At 33.7% G+C, this 21725-nt stretch carries 15 protein-coding genes and 1 other RNA gene; 10 read left to right on the forward strand and 6 right to left on the reverse strand.

Going from position 1 to position 21725, the window contains the following annotated elements:
* Positions 1–2 precede the first annotated feature (2 nt).
* Positions 3–1049, reverse strand: a complete 1047-nt coding sequence (locus tag ABD859_RS18845; protein WP_345146178.1) for a formimidoylglutamase — start codon at positions 1047–1049, stop codon at positions 3–5.
* A 97-nt stretch (positions 1050–1146) separates the two neighbouring features.
* Between ABD859_RS18845 and ABD859_RS18850 the strand changes: the two genes are divergently transcribed.
* On the forward strand, positions 1147–2028 hold the full coding sequence (locus ABD859_RS18850) for a hypothetical protein (protein ID WP_345146179.1): 882 nt from the start codon (positions 1147–1149) through the stop codon (positions 2026–2028).
* A 105-nt stretch (positions 2029–2133) separates the two neighbouring features.
* Here the strand turns inward: ABD859_RS18850 and hutI are convergent, their stop codons facing one another.
* Both hutI and ABD859_RS18860 read right to left on the reverse strand, forming a co-directional pair.
* Positions 2134–3369 (reverse strand): imidazolonepropionase, encoded by a 1236-nt coding sequence (gene hutI / locus ABD859_RS18855; protein WP_345146180.1) that lies wholly within the window; start codon positions 3367–3369, stop codon positions 2134–2136.
* Between the two features lie 94 nt (positions 3370–3463).
* A complete protein-coding gene (locus ABD859_RS18860) occupies positions 3464–4513 on the reverse strand; it encodes a glutaminyl-peptide cyclotransferase (RefSeq protein WP_345146181.1) in 1050 nt (349 codons plus the stop codon).
* 88 nt (positions 4514–4601) lie between these two features.
* On the opposite strand from ABD859_RS18860, the gene ffs reads away from it, so the two are divergent.
* From ffs to ABD859_RS18880, 4 genes are all read left to right on the forward strand, one after another.
* Positions 4602–4699: signal recognition particle sRNA small type (gene ffs, locus ABD859_RS18865), an RNA gene on the forward strand.
* Positions 4700–4869: 170 nt separating this feature from the next.
* On the forward strand, positions 4870–5673 hold the full coding sequence (locus ABD859_RS18870; protein ID WP_345146182.1) for an SDR family oxidoreductase: 804 nt from the start codon (positions 4870–4872) through the stop codon (positions 5671–5673).
* A gap of 217 nt (positions 5674–5890) precedes the next feature.
* Positions 5891–6547 (forward strand): fructose-6-phosphate aldolase, encoded by a 657-nt coding sequence (gene fsa, locus ABD859_RS18875; RefSeq protein WP_345146183.1) that lies wholly within the window; start codon positions 5891–5893, stop codon positions 6545–6547.
* Between the two features lie 91 nt (positions 6548–6638).
* Positions 6639–7136, forward strand: coding sequence for a hypothetical protein (locus ABD859_RS18880; RefSeq protein WP_345146184.1), 498 nt, complete (start codon positions 6639–6641; stop codon positions 7134–7136).
* A 150-nt stretch (positions 7137–7286) separates the two neighbouring features.
* Here ABD859_RS18880 and ABD859_RS18885 read toward each other — a convergent pair whose 3' ends face one another.
* The 3 genes from ABD859_RS18885 to ABD859_RS18895 all read right to left on the reverse strand — a co-directional run bounded on the left by ABD859_RS18885 (position 7287) and on the right by ABD859_RS18895 (position 10669).
* Positions 7287–8756, reverse strand: coding sequence for an MFS transporter (locus ABD859_RS18885; RefSeq protein WP_345146185.1), 1470 nt, complete (start codon positions 8754–8756; stop codon positions 7287–7289).
* 169 nt (positions 8757–8925) lie between these two features.
* Positions 8926–9627 carry a LytR/AlgR family response regulator transcription factor gene (locus ABD859_RS18890; RefSeq protein WP_012026529.1) on the reverse strand — a complete coding sequence of 234 codons (702 nt, stop codon included), beginning with the start codon at positions 9625–9627 and terminating at the stop codon, positions 8926–8928.
* On the reverse strand, positions 9617–10669 hold the full coding sequence (locus ABD859_RS18895) for a sensor histidine kinase (protein WP_345146186.1): 1053 nt from the start codon (positions 10667–10669) through the stop codon (positions 9617–9619). The genes ABD859_RS18890 and ABD859_RS18895 overlap by 11 nt, the downstream gene beginning before the upstream one ends.
* A gap of 271 nt (positions 10670–10940) precedes the next feature.
* Between ABD859_RS18895 and ABD859_RS18900 the strand changes: the two genes are divergently transcribed.
* The 5 genes from ABD859_RS18900 to ABD859_RS18920 all read left to right on the forward strand — a co-directional run bounded on the left by ABD859_RS18900 (position 10941) and on the right by ABD859_RS18920 (position 21695).
* Positions 10941–14129 (forward strand): SusC/RagA family TonB-linked outer membrane protein, encoded by a 3189-nt coding sequence (locus ABD859_RS18900; protein WP_345146187.1) that lies wholly within the window; start codon positions 10941–10943, stop codon positions 14127–14129.
* A 10-nt stretch (positions 14130–14139) separates the two neighbouring features.
* Positions 14140–15657 (forward strand): SusD/RagB family nutrient-binding outer membrane lipoprotein, encoded by a 1518-nt coding sequence (locus ABD859_RS18905; RefSeq protein WP_345146188.1) that lies wholly within the window; start codon positions 14140–14142, stop codon positions 15655–15657.
* 65 nt (positions 15658–15722) lie between these two features.
* A complete protein-coding gene (locus ABD859_RS18910) occupies positions 15723–16742 on the forward strand; it encodes a glycosyl hydrolase family 18 protein (protein ID WP_345146189.1) in 1020 nt (339 codons plus the stop codon).
* A 329-nt stretch (positions 16743–17071) separates the two neighbouring features.
* Positions 17072–20104 (forward strand): SusC/RagA family TonB-linked outer membrane protein, encoded by a 3033-nt coding sequence (locus ABD859_RS18915; protein WP_345146190.1) that lies wholly within the window; start codon positions 17072–17074, stop codon positions 20102–20104.
* Between the two features lie 10 nt (positions 20105–20114).
* Complete coding sequence (locus ABD859_RS18920; protein ID WP_345146191.1) at positions 20115–21695, forward strand: RagB/SusD family nutrient uptake outer membrane protein; 1581 nt, start codon at positions 20115–20117, stop codon at positions 21693–21695.
* Positions 21696–21725: the final 30 nt, after the last annotated feature.

Raw genomic sequence — 21725 nt, forward strand, 5'->3', positions numbered from 1 at the left:
CTTCATTGAGTTTTCTCTTTTTCGTTATTGGCTTTAATAAAATCAGTTACGAGATACCCAATTAATTTCCCAATTAAATTATTGTTTGGAGAATCAGCCAGATCTGGTGCGCCTTCACAAATATGTAGATATGCCGCATTTTTATGCTGTCCAAAAAACGAAATAAACTGTCTTAATTCTTCTACCGAAAATCCGCTGATTGTCATAGCACTGCTGGCAATGTTAGGAATAGCATCTAAGTCAATTTCAATTCCAAATGCATCTGATTTTATAAATTCTAAAGCCAGAGCCATTTCTCTGGTAAAATCTTTTTCTTTTCGAATATTAACGCTGTCGTATGTATTATAACGAACGCGGTCTTCCAGTTTTTTTATAAGATCTAAAACGCTTTTTGAAGTATAGTTTTCGTGAAGCCCAAAAATAAAATACTTTTTAAGGAACCCTTCTTCATATGCATACGAAAAGCCATTACCGCTGTGACGGCCTTCAAGAATTCTAAAATCAGAATGAGCGTCAAAATTTACAGCGTTAATAGGTTTTCCTTTGGCTAAAGCCGAACCTTTAATATTTCCGTAAGCATTATTATGTCCGCCACCTATAATAATAGGTGTTTTGCCCGCTTTCATTATCGTAAAAATAATATGCGAAACTTCTTTGTCTATTTTTTCAACCAGCTGGCTTAATTTTGAGCGGTCGTCGATATCGTTAAAATCTAAATTTTCGACATCACGCATTTCTGCAGAAACATCTAATTGTCCTAAAACAATAATCTGACTTCCTTTAGAAAATCGGTTATGTTGAATATTAGCAATGCTTTTAATAGCGTTTTCCCAAGCTGAAGCAGTTCCGGGCCTTCCATAATTCGCACGCACACCAATGTCTTCAGGAATTCCCAAAAGAACATATTTCGCCTCAGATTCTTCTAAAAATTTGACTTTATCTGCTCCTTTAGGAAGCACAATCATTTTTTCTCCGAATTTTATTTCACCACTACGATGATTTGTGACTTTTGCCAAATCATTGACAGTAAAAGGAATCAATTTCTCCATGAAAAAAATTTATTTTCCAAAAATAATATAATTGTATCAACTTACGTTATTAAGATATATTAATTCTTAAATTTGTTTTTAAAGAAAATTATTAAATATGGAAAACCCAAAGAACAACAACAATTCAAGTCTAAAAGCGGTAATAGCGGTTTTAGCAGTCCTACTGATTGGTAGCTTAGTGTATATTTTTAAATTATCTTCTGATACTGATGTAGTTAAGACAGAGCTTACAACTACAATGACAGAAAAAGAATCTGTAATGAAAGATTTACAGGAATTGAAAGCAACTTACGATGCTGCAATTGCTGAAAATACATCAATGTCAGACGAATTAATTCAGGAAAGAGATAAAGTTGTCGCTTTGATGGATGATTTAAATAAATCTAAAGGTGATGTTTCTAAATACAGAAGCCAGGTTCAGGCAATGCAGGGTAAAATGAAAACTCTTGTTGCAGAAAATGACGAATTGAAAAAACAAAATGGTGTTTTAACAGTTCAAAGAGACAGCACAATTACGGTTTTAGGAGAGTCTAAAAAATACAACGAAGTACTTGTAGGACAAAATGAAGAGCTTGCAAAAACAGTTGAAAAAGGTTCTAAGTTATCAATTTTGAACACTAAAACTTCTGCATACAAATTAAAAAGCTCTGGAAAACAAATTGAAACAGATAAAGCAAGTCGTGCTGATATCTTAAAAGTAAGTTTTACGATTGCTGAAAACCAAATTGCTAAATCTGGAGATAAAACATATTATGTTCAGGTTATCGATGCAAAAAACAACGTTTTAGGCGAGAAAAAAACAGAAAGTTTTGGAGACAACTCTCTAACTTACAGCTTTAAAACAACTGTGAAATATGAGAACAAATCTGTAAATGTAACAGAAGATCTTCCTGGAAAAGATTTCGCAAAAGGAACTTATTTTATCAATGTTTTTGATAATGACGAATTAGTTTCTAAAACAAGTTTCAGCTTGAGATAATTTAAATCTCGCAAAATAAATACCACATAAAAAAGGTCTGTGATTTGTTATCACAGACCTTTTTTCTTTTTAAATCTTTAGATTTCTGCTTAAATGCAATTTTATTTAGATAATTTTTCCTTCGATAAAAACGTTTTCAATTAAATTACTTCCAAAAGCATACGGGATTTGGTAATAAGATGAAATACGTTTGGTAAGGATTAAATTGGCCTTTTTTCCTTTAGTAATACTTCCGTGAGTTTCTGAAAGTCCCATTGCGTATGCTCCGTTAATAGTAGCGGCGTTTATAGCTTCTTCGGGAGTCATTTTCATTTTGATGCAGGCTGTCGCAACAACAAAATTCATATTTCCGGATGGAGTAGAACCAGGATTAAAATCAGTTGCTAATGCCAAAGGTAATCCGGCTTTAATCATTTCGCGTGCCGGCGTGTACGGAATGCTTAAAAAATAAGAACATGAAGGAAGTGCGACCGGCATTGTTTCGGTGTTTTTTAAAGCTTCAATATCTTCCGGATTCATAACTTCAAGATGATCTACAGAAAGCGCATTAAATTTAACTCCTGATTGAATGCCTCCAATAGAATTAAACTGATTAACGTGAATTTTTGGCTTTAAGCCGAATTCAATTCCGGCCTGCATGATTTTTTCAGTTTCTTCTACAGAAAAATAACCGCTTTCGCAGAAAACATCGACATAATCAGCTAATTTGTTCTGAGCTATTTCAGGAAGCATTTTGGTTATGATTTCATCGATATAACCGGCTTTGTTTTCTTTGTAATGTGTTGGAAAAGCGTGTGCTCCTAAAAAAGTAGCTTTTATAGAAACGGGATAATTTTCTGCCAGTTTTTTAATTACATGAAGCATTTTTAACTCACCTTCGATGGTTAATCCGTAACCCGATTTTATTTCAACAGCTCCGGTTCCTAAACTCATTACTTCTTCTAAGCGAATTTTAGACTGCTCGTAGATTTCTTCTTCAGAAGTTTCATTTAATTTTTTAGCCGAATTTAGGATGCCGCCGCCACGATTGGCGATTTCTTCATAAGTAAATCCATTTATGCGGTCTACAAATTCCTGCTCACGGTTTCCGGCATAAACAATATGTGTGTGACTGTCGCACCAAGTTGGAAGAACTACTTTTCCAGTGGCATCGATGATTTTGTCTGCATTGATTTTCGGAAGATTTTCCATTGATCCAAAATCTTCAATTGAATTGTCTTTTATAATTAAAAAGGCATTTTTTATTGTTGGAAGCTCTGCCATTTCAGAACCCGAAACTTTTAAAACAGATGTTTCGCGTACTTGAAGCAGTTCTTGTATGTTTTTTATTAATGTTATCATTTTTGTGAATGTATTATAAAACACAAATTTCACAAATTAGCACGTATTAAAGGGTGAAAACTTGTGAAATTCGTAAAAATGTTTTGTGTTTGACTTATTCTGAAACTGTTATTTCGAACATTTTATCCCAGTATTTTCCTGTAACAAAAATAGTTTTGGTAACAGGATTATAAGCAATACCATTCAAAACTTCGGCATTTTTACCTTTTAGTGTTTTGCGTAGATCTGCCAGATTTAAAATTCCTTCAACTGCTCCTGATTTTGGATCAACTATAGCAATGGCGTCTTTTTGCCACACATTTGCATAGAATTTTCCATTTATTAATTCCAGCTCATTTATGGCTTTAATTTTTGAAGTACCAGAATATACATTTATATAATCTAATAATTTTTGAGTTGCCGGATCCATTTTCCAGATTTTCTCAGTTCCGTCAGAATGATAAATATATTTGTCATCATGTGTCATTCCCCATCCTTCAATATCTTTATCATATTTAAAAGTTTTTTCTAATTTAAATGTATTTGCATCATAGATAAAACCAGTTTTTTCCTGCCATGAAAGCTGGTATATTTTACCATTAAAAAAAGTAATTCCTTCTCCAAAATATTCTTTTGGAAGATCAACCTGCTTAATTACTTTTCCTGTTTTGTAATCGACTTCTCTAAAATAAGAATCTTCTTTTTGACCTGTACTTTCAAAAAGTCTTCCATCATGAAACTCCAAACCTTCTGTAAATGCTGTAGTGTCATGAACAAAAGTATTTACGATTTTATATTTCAATAATTTTGGTTCGATATCCGAAACGACTTCAATTCTTTTTGTAGCATCCGATGAATCTCCGCCAAAATAAACTTTAGCTTTTATGTATTGATAACCTAATTTTTGATCTAATAATTCAAATCTAAAGTTTTCAGTGCCTTTTGTACCTCCAACTCTTTTGTCATTTACAAAGTAGGCGATGCTGTCAATTTCTTTCGATTTTGGGTTTAAAATTCCAATATTCAAGGCTTCTTTTTGCGTAAGATGTGCCGGAAAAGCAGAATCATCGATAGTAAATAAAGAATTTTCACCTTTATTTTTTTCTCCACATCCAATTAATGTGATTCCTAATAAAATGACAGCTAGGAAGTTATATTTTTTCATAGTTTAAAATTTGAATAAGCCAATATACGACGATATTTTTATTGCTGCAAAGGTCTTGCAAAAATATAAAAAGGTTGTATATTTGCACCGGCAAGTCCTACACGACCAGCTCCTGCAGACTCCCCCAGGATGGGAACATAGCAAGGGTACGTGGTTGAGCGGTGCGATGTAGGTCGCTTGCCATTTTTTATTTTTTAGAATTTGTATAAAAGTAGTCTTCCTTCGGGAGGATTTTTTTATTTTTGGACTTTTGTGAAATTAAAAGTTTTGGCTAAAAGCAAGAAGCTTTTAGCTGTTAGAGTAACTTTTAAATATTAGATTCATTTAACTTATAACATTTAACATCTAACTTAAAAATGAGTAAAGTCGTTTTAATTACTGGAGGATCATCTGGGATTGGTAAATCTATTGGTGAATTTTTGCATAAAAAAGGTTTTGTCGTATACGGAACAAGCAGAAATCCCGAAAAAGTATTAAATTCTGTTTTCCCTCTTGTAGCCCTAGATGTTCGAAATGCTGATTCGATTAAAACTGCAGTGTCGAAAATTATTGAAACTTCCGGACGTTTAGATATTGTAATTAATAATGCAGGAGTTGGAATTACGGGGCCTCTTGAGGAAATTCCGATGGAGGAAATTAAGAATAATTTTGAAACGAATTTTTTTGGACCAATTGAGGTTATGAAAAGCGTTTTACCACAGATGCGTGAGCAAAAATCAGGTTTAATTATTAATATTACTTCGATTGCTGCTTATATGGGACTTCCTTACAGAAGTGTTTATTCGGCATCAAAAGGGGCTTTGGAATTGATTACTGAGGCTTTAAGAATGGAAGTAAAACAATTTGGAATCGAAATTACGAATGTTGCTCCAGGAGATTTTGCTACCAATATTGCTTCTGGTCGTTACCATGCTCCGGTTGTAAAAGGTTCTGCTTATGAAAAAGTATATGGCGACACACTTGCAACTATGAATGAACATGTTGATGCAGGAAGTAATCCTAACGAAATGGCGGAAGCAATTTTTAAAATTATTCAAAAAGATAAGCCAAAAGTACACTACAAAGTAGGCGTGTTTATGCAAAAGTTTTCGATTGTTTTAAAACGTGCGCTTCCGGATAAGATGTACGAAAAGATGCTGATGAATCACTATAAGTTGTAAAAGCGGTTAATTAACCTTATTTGTAACATATAATTTGAAAATGGTTTTGTTTTTGAAATTGTTATTGATATTGATTTCGTAATTTTGCTGCGGGATTTGCGTGAGGGATAGAGGCGGCATCCTTTTGTGAAGAGAAACGGAACAAAAGATACAGCCGAAAGCCCGACCCTTGTGGTCACGCTCAAAATAAAATCAACACATTTAAATATAATAGATTATGAAATTTTTTATTGATACAGCTAATTTAGCTCAAATTAAAGAAGCACAAGCTTTAGGTGTTTTAGATGGTGTAACAACGAATCCGTCATTAATGGCGAAAGAGGGGATTACAGGAAAAAACAACATTTTGAAGCATTATGTTGACATTTGCAATCTTGTAGAAGGTGATGTAAGTGCTGAAGTTAATGCGCTTGACTTTGACGGAATGGTTAAAGAAGGTGAGGAGCTGGCTGAATTACATGACCAAATTGTTGTAAAACTGCCTATGACTAAGGAAGGTGTTATGGCTGCAAAATATTTTTCTGATAAAGGAATTAAAACGAATGTAACTCTTGTTTTCTCTGTTGGTCAGGCTATTTTGGCTGCTAAAGCTGGAGCTACTTATGTTTCTCCGTTTGTGGGTCGTTTAGATGATATTTCTACAGATGGTTTAAACTTAATTCAGGAAATTAGAGAGGTTTATGACAACTACGGTTATGAAACTCAAATTCTTGCTGCTTCTGTACGTCACACAATGCACATTGTAAACTGCGCTAAAATTGGTGCTGATGTTATGACAGGACCTCTTTCTGCAATTTACGGATTGTTGAAACACCCGTTAACTGATATTGGTTTAGCTCAATTCGTAGCTGACTTCGAAAAAGGAAACAAGTAATCCTTAGATAGTTATAAAATTAAAATCGCCTTTTCTTGAAATAGAAAAGGCGATTTTTTTTTACTTTTATATTAAACTTAAATTGTTGAATATGAAAGTTATAGTAATTATTCTGTCTTTTTTTGCTTTTAATGTGTCGGTTTATGCACAAACGGCGAAAGTATTGAAAAATGTAAATGATGCTGGTGATGTGGCAACTTTTGAGCTGGATTGTACGGTAAAATTTCAAAGCTTGGCAAAAGGACTTAGGTATAATATTACCCGACATGAATTTAAAGGGCCGGAAATGAAAAATACTTACAGACTGCTTTTGGTTATGGATGGTTTTTATTCGAAAACGCTGAATAACGAAATGACTATTTCTGCAGTTTTGAGTGATGGGACTGTTTTAGAAGCCAGAAAGATTATTGAAGATGATGGCTTTTTTGACGGTGCGTGTACCTTAAAAATTAAAGATCCAAAAGCGCTTTTGGAGGCGAATATAGACAAAGTTATTGTTCATGCTGATAAAGATGTTATATATCCAATTTCGGTGCAGAATAAAGCTGTTTTCAAGAAGAATCTGGAGAATATTATTAATGCTAAATAAAGGTTCTAAGCTACTAAGGGTCTAAAGTGTTAAGTTTTTTTGAAATCTTTCACTTCTCCCTTCGGTCGAAATGATAAATTGTATTATATGTTTAAATCAAAAAGCCGTTTTACTATTGTAAAACGGCTTTTTGATTTTTTGAAAGAAATATTAATGTCCTCCGCCTTCGCTTTCTACGTGGCTGATTCCTTGTTTTTTCAAGATTTTAGGGCAGTAGAAACCGTAAAAACCTAAATATGCAAAACCAAGAAGCGGAATGATATAAGAGAAATGTGTCCATGAAATACCAAAAATTCCTTCTGGTTTAGTAAGATCTAAATCGCAGATACTTCCTTGAACTAGAGGAATAACTCCTCCTCCAAGAATCATCATGATTAAGAATGAAGAGGCTTTTCCTGTGTTTTTTCCTAAACCTGCAATAGCTAAATCGAAGATTGAAGGCCACATGATAGATAAGAATAATCCGCCAGAGATAAAGAAGAATTTAGCAATTGATGGATCTGGCCAAACTAATCCGGCAACCATCATTGTGATTCCTGATAATCCAAAAAGCATTAAAGTTTTTCCGGCATTTTTTCCTCCTACGAAACTTACTCCAATAAAAACTAAAATCCAGATTGGGTAAATGTAGAATGAAGATACGTCGTGTGCTGCAAAAATGTTAGCTCCAATAATTACTCCAAAAGCAATTGCAGGAACGATGAATTTTAAAGCTGTATTTACAAGTTTTGAAGTGTCAAAAACGTTTACACCGCCATTCCAGCGTCCAATCATTAAACTTCCCCAGTAAAGAGCGATAAATGGTGCTACAGCATCTTCGAGAATATTTCCAAACTCGTGTGTATGTAATAAAGCCGGTAGGTTACTAATGATAGTTACCTCTGTACCAACATAAATGAAGATTCCTAACATTCCAAGATAAAGCTGTGGATAATCCCAGATGTTAAATTTACTGTGTGCGTCTTTTATAATAGCTTCTTCTTCTTTTTCCGGATCTTCAATTTTAGAGAAGTTCATGAAAATTGCTACGGCAATAAAAGCAAGTCCAAGTATGATGAATGGTAATTTGATGTCTTCTAATGAAAGAGCTGTTTTTTTGTTATCACCCATTCCAAATAAAGCAATACCTAATAAGATAGCTCCAATTGTTGTTCCGAATGAGTTAATTCCTCCTGCTAATGTTAAACGGTGAGCTCCAGTGTTTGGACTTCCCATTTTAATAGCTAAAGGGTTTGCTACAATTTGCTGAATTGAAAAACCTAAACCAACAGTAAACAAAGCGGTTAAGAAGAAAGGGAAACTTTCCATTGTTGCAGCAGGAACGAATAAAAATGATCCAACAGCAGAAAGAACTAAACCAGCTGAAAGTGTTTTTTTGTATCCAAATTTTTGAAGTACGTCTAATTTTAAAGAAACTAAAAAGAAGATTATTGAGCCTACAAAATACGCAGCATAAAATGCCCAAGCAACTAGTTGTGATTGTACTTGAGATAAAGTAAATACTTTTTTGAATACTGGAATCAGGATGTCATTGGCAGACCCAACAAAACCCCAAAAGAAGAAGACGATTATCAATGAGATAAACTGTCCCCATTTGGTTTGAACATTTTCTGAACTCATAATTGTAATAAGGTTAATTTTTTAATAAATTGTTTTTTGAAGACCGTAAATATATTTGTTACGTAAGTCAAAAAAAAATTATTGATTGAAAATAATGTTAAATTTAAACGAACTACCTTATTTATTCAACAATGTGTTAATTTATATATAGTTAGAAATGTTAAAGTTTTTATTCCAGAATTCGGTTTTTTACATCTTTGCTGTAATTTCTTCCAATTGGAATGGTGTATGACTGTATTTGAATGCGGTTTCCTTCTATAGATTTTACCTTATTTAAGGCAATTACATAGGATTTATGGATGCGCAAAAAGCGATCTGCCGGCAATTCTTCAGATAAAGAAGTAAGGGATTTGTGGGTAATATAGGTTTTATCAGGAGTAACAACTTTGATGTATTCTTTCATTCCTTCGATAAAAAGAATTTCTTCAATATTAATTTTCATCATCTTTTTATCGACTTTAATAAAAATATGAGAATCGCCTTTTGTGGTGTCGATTTTAATATTGTTTTTTAAATTGTATTCGGTTGTGATTTTATTAATGCATTTTATGAATCTTGGCAGCGGAATAGGTTTTACTAAATAATCTAAAACATCAAGATCATAACTTTCTGCGGCAAATTCTCTAAACGCGGTTGTAATAATAACTTTTGTTTTGTTTTCAATTAAGCTGATTAATTCAAAACCGGTCATCATAGGCATATTGATGTCTAGAAAAACAGCATCTACAGAAGTACTGTTTATAAAATCCAGTGCTTCCAGCGAGTTGTTAAATGTTCCTATAACTTCAAAATCTGTAAAATTGTTAAAGTAATTTTGCAGCACTTTAATTGCTAAAGGTTCATCATCGATCAATACACATTTAATCTTCATTCTGAATAGGTATTTGCAAGCGGATTATATAGTAATTAAGTTTTGTTGTGCCTTTTAAGCTGAAATGATTTTTGTAAATTAACTTAAGTCTTTTCTTTGTATTTACTAAACCAATACCACCTTTAGATTTATGATTTGGTGAAATTACAAAATTATTTAAGATTTCAAAGTCTAACATATTGTTGTTTGTAACTTTACAATTGATCTTAATTTTTAGATTATTATTGTTAATTCCGCCGTGCTTAAAAGCATTTTCTACCAACGAAATAAAGATTAGAGGCGGTACAACAATATCTTCGATATTTGATTCTAAATTTATTGTAACTTCTACATTTTCAAAGCGTAATTTTTCGATTTCAATATAATTCTGTATGTAATCTATCTCTTTAATAAGCGGAACAAATTTGGTTCCTTTTACATCATACAAAACATATTCCATCAAGTTTGAAAGTTTGATGATCACATCCGGCACTTTATCTGAAGATTCTAAAGATAAAGCATATAGATTGTTTAAGGTGTTAAAAAAGAAATGCGGCTGAATTTGGTTTTCGAGATATTTAAGTTTGATTTTAAACTGATTTTCTCTCAAAGATCTATTACGTTCTCTTTCTCTAAGCCAGGTCAGAGTTAGATATACAGAAGAAGCCATTGCGAGAACATACAATTCTCCAATACACACGGCCAGAATATGGTTAATGTCAAACGGGTGATACTCGCGATTTGCCTCCGGCCAGATGTTTTCGGATATTATATAGTACGTTAAAACGGTTTTAAGTAAATAAATTCCAAACAAGCTTGCGATTAAAGCAGCGGTATAGGTAATATACTTTTGCTTTAAAACATATTTTGGGACTAGAATAAATAGGTTAAAATATACCAGGGGTATGTGTAATGAAAACTCAATTAAGTTCGATTTAAACGAATAAGGATAATCGTTAAAGTAAGCTCCCCATCGTAAAAAGTTGAGAGTGAAATAGCTTCCCCAAAACCAAATGTGATTTTTAAGCTTGATATCAAATTTCAATTTTCGGATTTCGTTCAACTTGTTATTTAACGTTTTGTTATTAAGGATGCGCGCATAGTAATAGTAGTGCAACTTTACATAATTATGTGCAAAATCGCAATTCTTTTGAAAAATATTTTGTAAAAAAAGCTTATTAATATTTTATTTAAATAGTATAACGTTTTCGTGCAACATAATGTTGAATGTTTTATGTCGTTTGTTTAAAAAATTTGACTGTTTGTATAAATTATTTTTTTTAACAGTACGTTAACAATAAATTTATCGACAACTAATCAAAACCATGATAAAAATGAAACAAATTATGTTAGCCCTTATGATGGTTTTTACAGCGCAGGTTTCTCTTGCACAAGTAAAAACGATCAAAGGTTTGGTAAGCGATCAAAACGGATTGCCGCTGCCTGGAGTAAGTATTATTATTCAAGGTACAAAAACGGCAACTCAAAGTGATTATGACGGTATGTATACGATTCAGGCATCTGCAGGAGATGTTTTGGCATTTTCGTATATTGGAATTAAGACTAAAACTGTAACAGTAGGCACTTCGCCAACTGTAAATGTAGTATTAGCTCAGGATACTCAAAATTTAAATGAAGTTGTTGTTACGGCCTTAGGTATTAAGAGACAGAAAAAAGAATTGGGTTATGCTGTTCAGGATGTTAAAGGAGATCAATTGAGCAAAGTAATTACAACTAATGTGGCTACAGCACTTTCTGGCCGAGTTGCTGGGGTTGATGTTTCCATACCTGCAACTGGTGTAGGAGGTAGTGCAAGGGTTATTATTAGAGGTATATCCAGTATAGGCGAGAGTAACCAGCCGCTTTATATTGTAGATGGGGTTCCAATTGATAACTCGGGGTTGAATAACGATAGTGCTGCAGCCAGCAAATGGTTTGACGGAAGAGACAGTGGAGACGGAATTTCAAGCATCAATCCAAATAATATAGAAAGTCTTACGGTATTAAAAGGAGCAGCGGCATCAGCTTTATATGGTTCCAGAGCGTTAAATGGTGTAATCTTAATTACAACTAAAAAAGGAAGCAAAGGAAAATTACAAGTAGAGTTTACGAGCGGTGTTAGTTTTGACAGGGTGAATGCTAAATATGATCATTTTCAATCTGATTATGGTAGTGGAAGCCGTGGAGCTTTACCAGATCCTTCAAAGGCTCCGGATGAATTATACGGATACACTACAAGTTCGTGGGGACCTAAATTTTCTGAAACAGTTGGACAGCAGATTAAAATATTTGATGGTTCTATGAAACCTTATGCTAAAGTTGACAATAATATTCAGGGATTCTTCAAAACCGGAGTTACAACCACTAACGGAATTGCATTATCTGGAGGTAGTGAAAACGCTTATGTTCGTTTTGGATATAATAACCTGAAAAATGAAGACGTTGTTCCGGGTTCAGGTTTAGAAAGAAATGACGCTAGTTTAAATGCAACTTTAAAATCAGATAAATTTACTTTGGATGCCAATGTAAATTACATGGTAGAAAATACAGAAAACAGACCTGGTTTAGGAGATTCGCCAAATAATGTTGGATATTCTTTAACTGGTCTGGCACCTAATATTGATCAGGCTTGGCTGAAAAATTATAAGAATGAAGAAACGGGTGAAATTTATAAATGGAATAATAATATTTATCAATTGAATCCTTATTTTACGGTAGATGCAAATCATAACTCTTCTAAGAAAAATCGTTTTATGGGAAATGCAGCCGGAACTTATCAGTTTAAAAAATGGGTTGGATTAACTTTTAGAACAGGTTTAGATACTTATGTTTTTAGCTCTAAAGATTTTATGGCGCCTGGAGGTACCTGGCCGGCGAGAGAAACTGGATATCTGGGCTTAGATGATATAACGGTTTCTGAAATGAATACAGATATCATCGCTAATTTTAGTGAAATTAAACTGGTTTCTGATCTTACATTGTCTGGAATTTTAGGAACAAGCAGAAGAGATTTTAGAAGAACGCAAAATTCTAGTTTTGGAACTAATATTATTGAACCGGGAACAGAATATATTAGTAATTTCTCTAATCAAACGATAAATGCGCCATCAGAGACTAAAACAAGAACAAATTCTGTTTACGGATCTGCTAAACTTGATTATAAAGGATATTTATATGCGGAGTTTACAGGAAGAAACGACTGGTTCAGCGTTATTAATAAAGATGCTTTTTATCCGGGAGCTTCATTAGGTTTTGTTTTTTCAGATGCATTTAATATCAAAAGCGATGCCTTTTCATATGGAAAATTCAGAGCTTCATGGGCAAAAGTTTCGAATGCACCGGGAGCTTATAAAAATGCATTAAATTACACTACTTATTCAGCTTATGATGGACAAAGTGTTGTAAATGTTAAGAATACAGCGGCACCAAATGCTAATTTAACGTATCAAACAAAAAAAGGAATTGAGTTTGGATTGGAAACGGCCTTTTTTAAAAACAGGTTAAGAGCAGATATTACGGTTTATCGTGAAGATACTTCAGATCAAACACTTGATTTAGCATCTTCGGCAACATCAGGATATGAATTTCTTTCAGTAAATGCAGGTGAATTGCGTAATGAAGGAATCGAGATATTTTTATCGGGAACGCCAATTAAAACTAAAGATTTTGAATGGGGAATTGACTTAAACTTTTCTAAGAATAAAAACTCAATTCTTTCTTTACATCCGGATATTAATACGTACACTATTTCTGAAGCTCGCTGGGCTGGAGCAGCAATTGTTGCACAAGTTGGCGGACAATACGGAACTATTATTGGAAAAGATTTTCAAAAAACACCTTCTGGGGAAATGATTGTTGATGCAAACGGACTTCCATTATACACAGATACTAAAGTTGCTTTAGGAAAAGGTCTTCCGGATTGGGCAGCTGGTTTAACTAATAGATTTTCATACAAAGGAATTACACTTCAATTTTTATTGGATATGAAGTTTGGTATGGATGTATATTCTATGACTAATGCTGTTGCAGCAGGAAAAGGACTTTTGGATGTTACAACAGAAGGACGTGATGCTTATAACGCAGCAAGAGCGCAGGCAGCAGCAACTGATCCTAATTTTAATCCGTCGACTTATGTTGCTACAGCGGGTTATGTAGCAAATGGAGTAGTAAATACAGGAACTGCTGAAAATCCGGTTTATGTTAAAAATACAAAACCTGTAGATCCTCAGGCATATTGGGGCAGTGTTTTTGATAATACTCCGGCACCTTTTATTTACGATGCCTCGTATGTTAAATTAAGAGAGGTAAGTTTAGGATACACTATACCGAAAAGTGTTTTTAACGGTGCAAAAATCAATTCAATTTATATTTCTGCTTTTGCAAGAAACTTGTTAACATTTAATAAAGATTTGCCAAACATTGACCCAGAATCAATGTATACTTCAGGAAACGGACAAGGATTTGAGTATGGCTCACTGCCATCAAGAAGATCGTATGGTTTTAATATTAAGGTTACATTCTAAATAGTAAATTATGAAAATTAAACATATAATAATAGCCGTAGCGGCAGTATTTACGACGGCAGGCTGTACAGAGAACTTTGACGAATTAATGAAAGACCCCGTTGCGTTATCTCCAAATCCGGCTGGTCAGCTTACATTTACTCAGTTATGTATGTCGGGTAATGGTTTTTATCAGCATAGAACGAATTTAATTTATTCAGGAGGTTTTGTACAGCATTATTCGGGTTCATGGGCTGTAACAGAGTATGGAGGTAAGTTTAAGAAAAACGATGAGTACGCAACCGCTTTATGGAGAAGTGCGTATTCTAACGAAATGAAAAGCGTTGTAGATATTCTTGATAAAACCAGTAAAGATCCGGTTGCATCTAATATGAATGCAGTAGCTAAAATTATGAAAGTAATGATTGGACAGCGTTTAACAGATATTTATGGTGATGTTCCTTACTCAGAAGCCGGATTAGGTTTTTCTGCAGGGATTGTAACACCAAAGTACGATAAACAGCAAGATATTTACAATTCATTTTTTGCAGAACTAGAAGAAGCTTTTGTTCAGTTAAATTCAGGAGGAGGTTCAGTAAAAGGAGATTTATTTTATGATGGCGATATCACAAAGTGGAAAAAATTAGCCAATACATTACGTTTGCGTCTGGCTATGAGAATTTCTGAGGTTAGTCCGGCAGAAGCTGAAAAGCAGGCAAAAATTGCTTTTCAAAACGGAGTTTTTGAAAGTAATGATGACAACTGTATTATGCGTCATTTAAATTTTCCTTTTAACGATGATCCTGCGAAACTGGATTTTAGAGGAAATGGATTGTCTTATGGTTTTATTTCAGATCAGGGAGGCGATCATTTTAGTTCTTTGTTAATTAATTTCTTGAGAGATAATGGAGATCCAAGGTTAACTATGCTGGCGACACCAAAAACAGTAAGTTCAACTGGAGGAGCGCCAAAACCTGGTGAAAGTTTATATGAAGGAGTAGTGCCTGGAAGTTTTATATGGGAGGTTAGTGCAGGTTCTGAATCAGTATCAGATATTCAGCCTTACTATCAACAATTAACAACGCCTTTTCTGCATGTGAGTTATTCTGAATCACAATTGTTATTAGCAGAAGCAGCTTATAGAGGCTGGGTTTCAGGTTCGGCTGCAGATTATTATAAAAAAGGAGTTGAGGCTGGGGTAAAACAGTTAGAAATTTATGGAGCACCTGCTGCAAGTCAGGCAAGTATCAATACTTATCTTTCTGCGAAACCTTTAGTTGCAGGAACAGAAAAAGAACAGATAGGAACACAGCTTTGGGTTACTTATTTATTCAACAGTATCGAAGCATATTCAAACTGGAGAAGAACTGGGTATCCTCATTTAGTACCTATTACAAGTCCGGAATCTCAAACAGGAGGAGTAACACCTACACGTTTGTATTATCCAAATGACGAAATGCAGAAAAATGAGAAAAATTATTTAGAAGCTGTAGCAAGAATGGGAGGTAAAAACGACTGGACCGGTAAAGTCTGGTGGGATGTAAACTAAAAAAATCCTAAAATATGGTTATGCCTAATAAGGTATTATTTCAATCAAAGTTTAAATTTAAAATTATGATAAAAAATAAAGCCTTATTAGGCATCCTTTTTTTTATTAGTTCAATTTCAATGTACAGTTGTACAAACGAAAAAGATAATAATTCAGAAGAGTTAAAAAGAAAAACAGCAAGAGTTGTCGGGTATTTGTCTTCAGATAGTTTCAGTAAAATAAATTCTATTCAGTTTTGCAAACTCACACATTTGAATATTGCATTTGCTAATCCGGATAAAGATGGAAATCTAATTTTTAACGGAGATATTGATGTAGTAACTAAATATGTACGATCTGTTAATCCAAAAATCAGTATTAGTATTTCGCTGGCTGGTGGTGTAATTTCTGAAGAACAAGCCGCAAATTGGTCTTCGCTGATTGATACACCACAAAACCGGCCGGCATTTATACAAAATATTCTAAAATTTGTTACAGAGCATAATCTAGATGGGGTCGATGTAGATCTTGAATGGAATGCAGTAACATCTGGATACAGCGGATTTGTAGTTGAATTAAAAAAAGAACTAACCAATAGTAAAAAACTCCTGACAGCAGCGCTCCCAAACAATACCCGATTTGTAAATATAAATGCAGATGCGCTAAATGCTTTCGATTTTATAAATATAATGGCGTATGACAGTACTGGTCCGTGGAGTCCAAATAAAGCCGAACAGCACAGCTCTTTTGAATTTGCAAAAGAAGGGGTGGAGTTTTGGCGTAAGCAAAATGTATCAAGTGATAAACTCACATTAGGAGTTCCTTTTTACGGATATAATTTTACTTATCCAGCTGTAACAAGCTCGACTTTTGGTGAAATAGTGTTAACAGGAACACAATTTGCAGATCAGGATGAAATAGGTAAAATTTATTATAACGGAAGACCTACTATTCTGAAAAAAGTTGAATATGCGGCCCATAATACAGGAGGCATTATGATTTGGGAATTAGCTCAGGATTCTTTTGATGATTATTCTCTTTTAGATGTCATTCATAGAAAATATACCGATCTAAAATTTAGAACATCTTCTATGTGCGGTAATTAGATGTGATTCTTACACATAGATTTAATTAATAAGTTTTTCGCTTCTTTTTATTCTCTTGAATTAAACGAAGCGTTACTTTTTTATATAAATAACAGATTTATAGATAATTGATAATTTTAAATATTTTTTAGTAAAATTTAAGTTTTACAGCATATAATTGTTGTAAATGGGAATAATTCTGCTTTTTATAGAAATGAAAACGTTTTCGAGCAGCAGATTATTGATTGTTTTATGTCGTTCGTTTAAAATTTATAGTAGTTTGTATAAATTATTTTTTTTAACAATCCCTTAAGAATAATTTTACGTCATAACTAACAAAATAAATTAACATGAAAAAAATTTTCTTAATCTTTATGATTGTTTTTACGGCGCAGGTTACGCTTGCTCAGGTAAAAAATGTTAAAGGTGTGATTACAGATTCTGATGGGATGCCTTTACCAGGTGCATCTGTTGCTGTACAGGGAGGTCAAAAAGGAGCTACTACCGATTTTGACGGATTGTACTCAATTGAGGTTCAAAAAGGACAGACATTAGTTTTTAGCTATGTAGGTCTTGAGACGCAAAACATAGTTGTAGGCGATGCTGCTACAATTAATGTAAAAATGCTACAAGCAGCTTCAAATGCATTAAGTGAAGTAGTTGTGACTTCATTAGGTATCAAGAAAACAAGAAAATCACTTACTTACGCAGCTCAAGAGCTTAAAGGAGAAGAGTTGACACGCGTTAAGGATGCTAACGTAATTAATACAATTGCAGGTAAAATTGCCGGTGTTGCTGTAACGAAAAGTTCTGGTGGTACTGGAGGTTCAACAAAAGTAATTATTCGTGGAAATTCTTCTGTAGTAAATAGCCAGCCTTTATACGTTATAGACGGTATTCCAATGCTGAACTCAGGATCTGGACAACCGAATGAATCATTTGGTAGTTTAGCAGGTGGTAACCGTGACGGAGGAGATGTTGTTTCTTTAATTAATCCGGATGACTATGAAGGAATGACTGTACTTAAAGGTGCTGCAGCTTCTGTGTTATATGGTTCTCAAGGTGCTAATGGAGTTATTTTACTTTCTTCTAAAAAGGCTAAAACAGGAAAAGCAAATATTACAGCTTCTTCTGTAACAACATTTGAAGAGGCTGCTTACATGCCTAAATTCCAAACTGATTATGTTGCAGCTCCTGGAGCAGATGAAACTTGGGGTCCTGCAGGAAAAACAAGAGATCATGTAAAAGATTTTTTTACAACTGGTACTACTCAAATAACTTCATTAGGCTATTCAATTGGATCTGAAAATTCTTCTACAGCTTTTTCTTACGCTAATACTTCTGCAACGGGAGTTATTCCTGAAAATAGTTTAAAGAAAAATAACTTTGGAGTTAGACAAACTGCTAAATTTTTTGATGAAAAATTAATTTTCGCGGCTAATGCAAACTATACTTCACAAACTATTATTAATAAACCTGTAAATGGTTTTTATTTTAATCCTCTTACGGGAGTTTATTTAATGCCAAGAGGTTATGATTTTAATGCTTACAAGGATGAATATGAAGTTTTTGATCCTTCAAGAAACTTAATGGCGCAAAACTGGATGACTAATAGAGATATTATGCAAAATCCGTATTGGGCTGTTAACAGAAACAAATCTGAAGATAAAAATGATTTCTTTAATGGTGCATTATCATTAACATACAAAGTAAATAACTGGTTAAGCATTGCTTCAAGATATAGTTATAACAGAGTAACAAGTATTTATGATAAAAGAATTTATGCTACAACACAAGGTACTCTTTCTCATATTAACGGGCGTTATATCAACGAAAATTCTTTAAGTACACAACGTTACGGTGATTTAATTGCAACAATTAATACCAAATTTGCTTCTAATTTTAGTTTTACAGCCAATGTTGGTGCAAGTATAAATAACACGATGACGAATCAAAAAACAATTTTGGATTCTGGAATTGGAGGGGGTCTAAAATATGCTAACTGGTTTACTCTGCACAATTTTAACAATAATGATGGAAATTATCAAACAATTGATTCACACAGAGAGATTCAGTCTGTTTTTGCTGCAACAACATTTGGTTACAAAGACATGTTATTCTTGGATCTTACAGGAAGAAATGACTGGTCATCTACTTTAGTAAATACTGGTACTCAAAGTTATTTTTATCCATCAGTTGGATTAACTGCTTTGATCAGCGAAATGGCTACACTGCCAGAATGGATCAATTATGGTAAAGTTCGTGGTACATATGCACAAGTTGGTAATGATATTTATCCGTTTATTTCAAGTCCGGCTAACTATTATCCAAATGGCAGCGGTAGTAAATTTAATCCGTTAGTTGCTCCAAAACCTGGAACTACACTAAAACCAGAATTAAAATCAGAGTTTGAATTTGGTACAGAATGGAGAATGTTTAATAATAGATTAGGCTTTGAGGTTTCTTACTATAATTCAGAAACAAAAAATCAATATTTACAAGTAGTTGCTCCTGTTGGAAACGTTTATGGAGTTGATTTTTATGGAATTAATGCAGGAAGTATAGAAAATAAAGGTTTTGAGGTTGTATTAAATGCAGGAATTATTAGAAATGATAAATTCTCTTGGGATTCAGCAGTTAACTTTTCACAAAATAAAAATAAAGTAAAAGAAATACCTGAAGAATTAGGAGGAAAAGTAAATTTAACAGACCCTGGAGTTAATGGATACAAATATACTTTAACAGAAGGAAGACCTTTTGGTGTTATTGAAGGTTATAAAATGTTGAAAGATGATCAGGGAAGAATTTTATTAAATAGTGATGGCAAAATTCAGAAAACTGAATTCGTTGAATTAGGTAATTCAAATCCTGATTTTATGTTAGGTTTTTCTAACTCTTTCAAATTAGGATCTTTCTTTGCAAACGTTTTAATCGATGGACGTTTTGGAGGTGATGTTATGAGCTTAACAGAAGCACAAAATGATGCATTTGGAGTTTCAAAAGCAACAGGAGATGCAAGAAATGCAGGAGGTGTTAAAATAAACGCTGTAATGCCAGACGGTACAGCTGTAACAACTATGGATGCTCAGGCTTATTATACACAAGTGGGTGGAAGAGCAGGTATTACAGGTGAATATATGTATGATGCAACGAATGTAAGTGTTAGAGAGGTTTCTATAGGATATAACTTTAATCCAAAATCATTACCATTTATTCAGTCTGCAAGTATTTCATTAATTGCAAGAAACTTATTCTTTATTTATAAAGATGCACCATTCGATCCTAATATTGCATTGAGTACAGGACAAGGTTTACAAGGAGTAGATATTTATGGCTTACCATCTACCAGAAGTATTGGTCTTAATTTAAATGTAACTTTCTAATTCTAAAATCATGAAACTAAATAAAATAACAACAGCAGCTATCTGCAGCTTATTGCTCGCATCAGTGGGTTGTACAGATAACTTCGAAGATATAAATTCAAATCCGAATGGTATTTCGCTTCCGGATTTTGAGCAGGATTTTAATCATATTAAAGGTGGATTCGCTCCAATGTTTAATAATATTCAGGTTCTGACTCCTGAATGGGTTTACCAGTTACAGCAAGGACTTAATTCTGATATATGGTCAGGATATATGGCAACTCCAACTGGTTTTGAAGGAGGTATAAATAACACGACATATTCATTGTTAGACAACTGGAATGGATTTATCTGGGATTATGGATATAAAAACGTAATGTTTAATGCGTTTGATATTGCTAATAAATCAAAAGGGAAATACGATCAGTTTTATGCCTTATCGTTAATTCTTAAAGTAGAGGGAATGCACAGAATGACCGATACTTTTGGACCCATAATTTACTCTAAATTCGGTTCAACAGATGCGACAATCGCCTACGATTCACAAGAAGAAGTTTATACTCAAATGTTTGCTGAATTGGATACAGCTGTTGCAGAATTAACGAAAAGAGTAGATGCCGGAGAAGCTTCAACTTTTGCGACTACTGATATGACAGGTTATGGCGGGAAATATGAATCATGGGTTAGATTTGCAAATACATTACGTTTAAGACTGGCTATGCGTATTGTTAAAATTAAACCTGCTTTAGCAAAAACAGAAGCAGAAAAAGCTATTGCCCAGAAATTTGGTGTCATGATGGTTAACGATGACTCTTTTAAAATTGTTTCACCAGTATATTCAAATCCTATTGCGACACTTAGTGGTTCATGGTTAGATATTCGCATGTCTGCAGATATGGAGTCAATTATGAAAGGTTATCAAGACCCTAGAATTTCTGCATATTTTGATACTTCAAAACAATTTCCTGGACAGTATAAAGGAGTAAGAACTGGAATTGCAATTAGTGGAAAATCAGATCATCAGGATTTCTCTGGAATTGGTGCTGTTGTAAGATCAAAAGAAATTTATCTTATGAATGCTGCCGAAGCTTATTTCTTAAGAGCAGAGGGTGCTTTACGAGGATGGAATATGGGTGGTACAGCGCAAGAATTATATGAAGCTGGTATTAAAGTTTCATTCGATCAAAGAGGGGCATCTGGTGCTGCTGCTTATATAGCTGATAATACAAAAACTCCTGCTGCATATGTAGATCCAAATTTCCCTGAAAACAATTCACCAGCTGTAAATAATGTTACAGTTGCTTGGGATGCTGCTGCTACAAATGAAGTTAAACTTCAAAAAATTATCACTCAAAAATGGATCGCAGGTTTTCCTGAAGGACAAGAGGCATGGTCTGATTACAGAAGAACTGGCTATCCTAAATTATTCCCTGTTTTGAAAAATTACAGCGGAGGAGCAATTACTACGGAATTTGGTGTAAGGAGAGTAAATTTTGTACAATCTGAAAAAGCAGGAAATTCAGGAGGAGTTGCAACGGGTGTAGCAAAATTAAACGGACCTGACAATGGAGGAACCAGAACTTGGTGGGATGTAAATGCTCCTAACTTCTAAAAAAAATAAACAAAATACATTACAGATTTT

The organism is Flavobacterium ginsengiterrae (assembly GCF_039539785.1).
GTDB classification, from domain to species: Bacteria; Bacteroidota; Bacteroidia; order Flavobacteriales; family Flavobacteriaceae; genus Flavobacterium; species Flavobacterium ginsengiterrae.

Bases quoted from the DNA above. Each gene is read 5' to 3' on its own strand.
- ABD859_RS18845 (WP_345146178.1), bottom strand. From the start codon at position 1,049: ATGGAGAAATTGATTCCTTTTACTGTCAATGATTTGGCAAAAGTCACA.
- ABD859_RS18850 (WP_345146179.1), top strand. From the start codon at position 1,147: ATGGAAAACCCAAAGAACAACAACAATTCAAGTCTAAAAGCGGTAATA.
- hutI (WP_345146180.1), bottom strand. From the start codon at position 3,369: ATGATAACATTAATAAAAAACATACAAGAACTGCTTCAAGTACGCGAA.
- ABD859_RS18860 (WP_345146181.1), bottom strand. From the start codon at position 4,513: ATGAAAAAATATAACTTCCTAGCTGTCATTTTATTAGGAATCACATTA.
- ABD859_RS18870 (WP_345146182.1), top strand. From the start codon at position 4,870: ATGAGTAAAGTCGTTTTAATTACTGGAGGATCATCTGGGATTGGTAAA.
- fsa (WP_345146183.1), top strand. From the start codon at position 5,891: ATGAAATTTTTTATTGATACAGCTAATTTAGCTCAAATTAAAGAAGCA.
- ABD859_RS18880 (WP_345146184.1), top strand. From the start codon at position 6,639: ATGAAAGTTATAGTAATTATTCTGTCTTTTTTTGCTTTTAATGTGTCG.
- ABD859_RS18885 (WP_345146185.1), bottom strand. From the start codon at position 8,756: ATGAGTTCAGAAAATGTTCAAACCAAATGGGGACAGTTTATCTCATTG.
- ABD859_RS18890 (WP_012026529.1), bottom strand. From the start codon at position 9,627: ATGAAGATTAAATGTGTATTGATCGATGATGAACCTTTAGCAATTAAA.
- ABD859_RS18900 (WP_345146187.1), top strand. From the start codon at position 10,941: ATGAAACAAATTATGTTAGCCCTTATGATGGTTTTTACAGCGCAGGTT.
- ABD859_RS18905 (WP_345146188.1), top strand. From the start codon at position 14,140: ATGAAAATTAAACATATAATAATAGCCGTAGCGGCAGTATTTACGACG.
- ABD859_RS18910 (WP_345146189.1), top strand. From the start codon at position 15,723: ATGATAAAAAATAAAGCCTTATTAGGCATCCTTTTTTTTATTAGTTCA.
- ABD859_RS18915 (WP_345146190.1), top strand. From the start codon at position 17,072: ATGAAAAAAATTTTCTTAATCTTTATGATTGTTTTTACGGCGCAGGTT.
- ABD859_RS18920 (WP_345146191.1), top strand. From the start codon at position 20,115: ATGAAACTAAATAAAATAACAACAGCAGCTATCTGCAGCTTATTGCTC.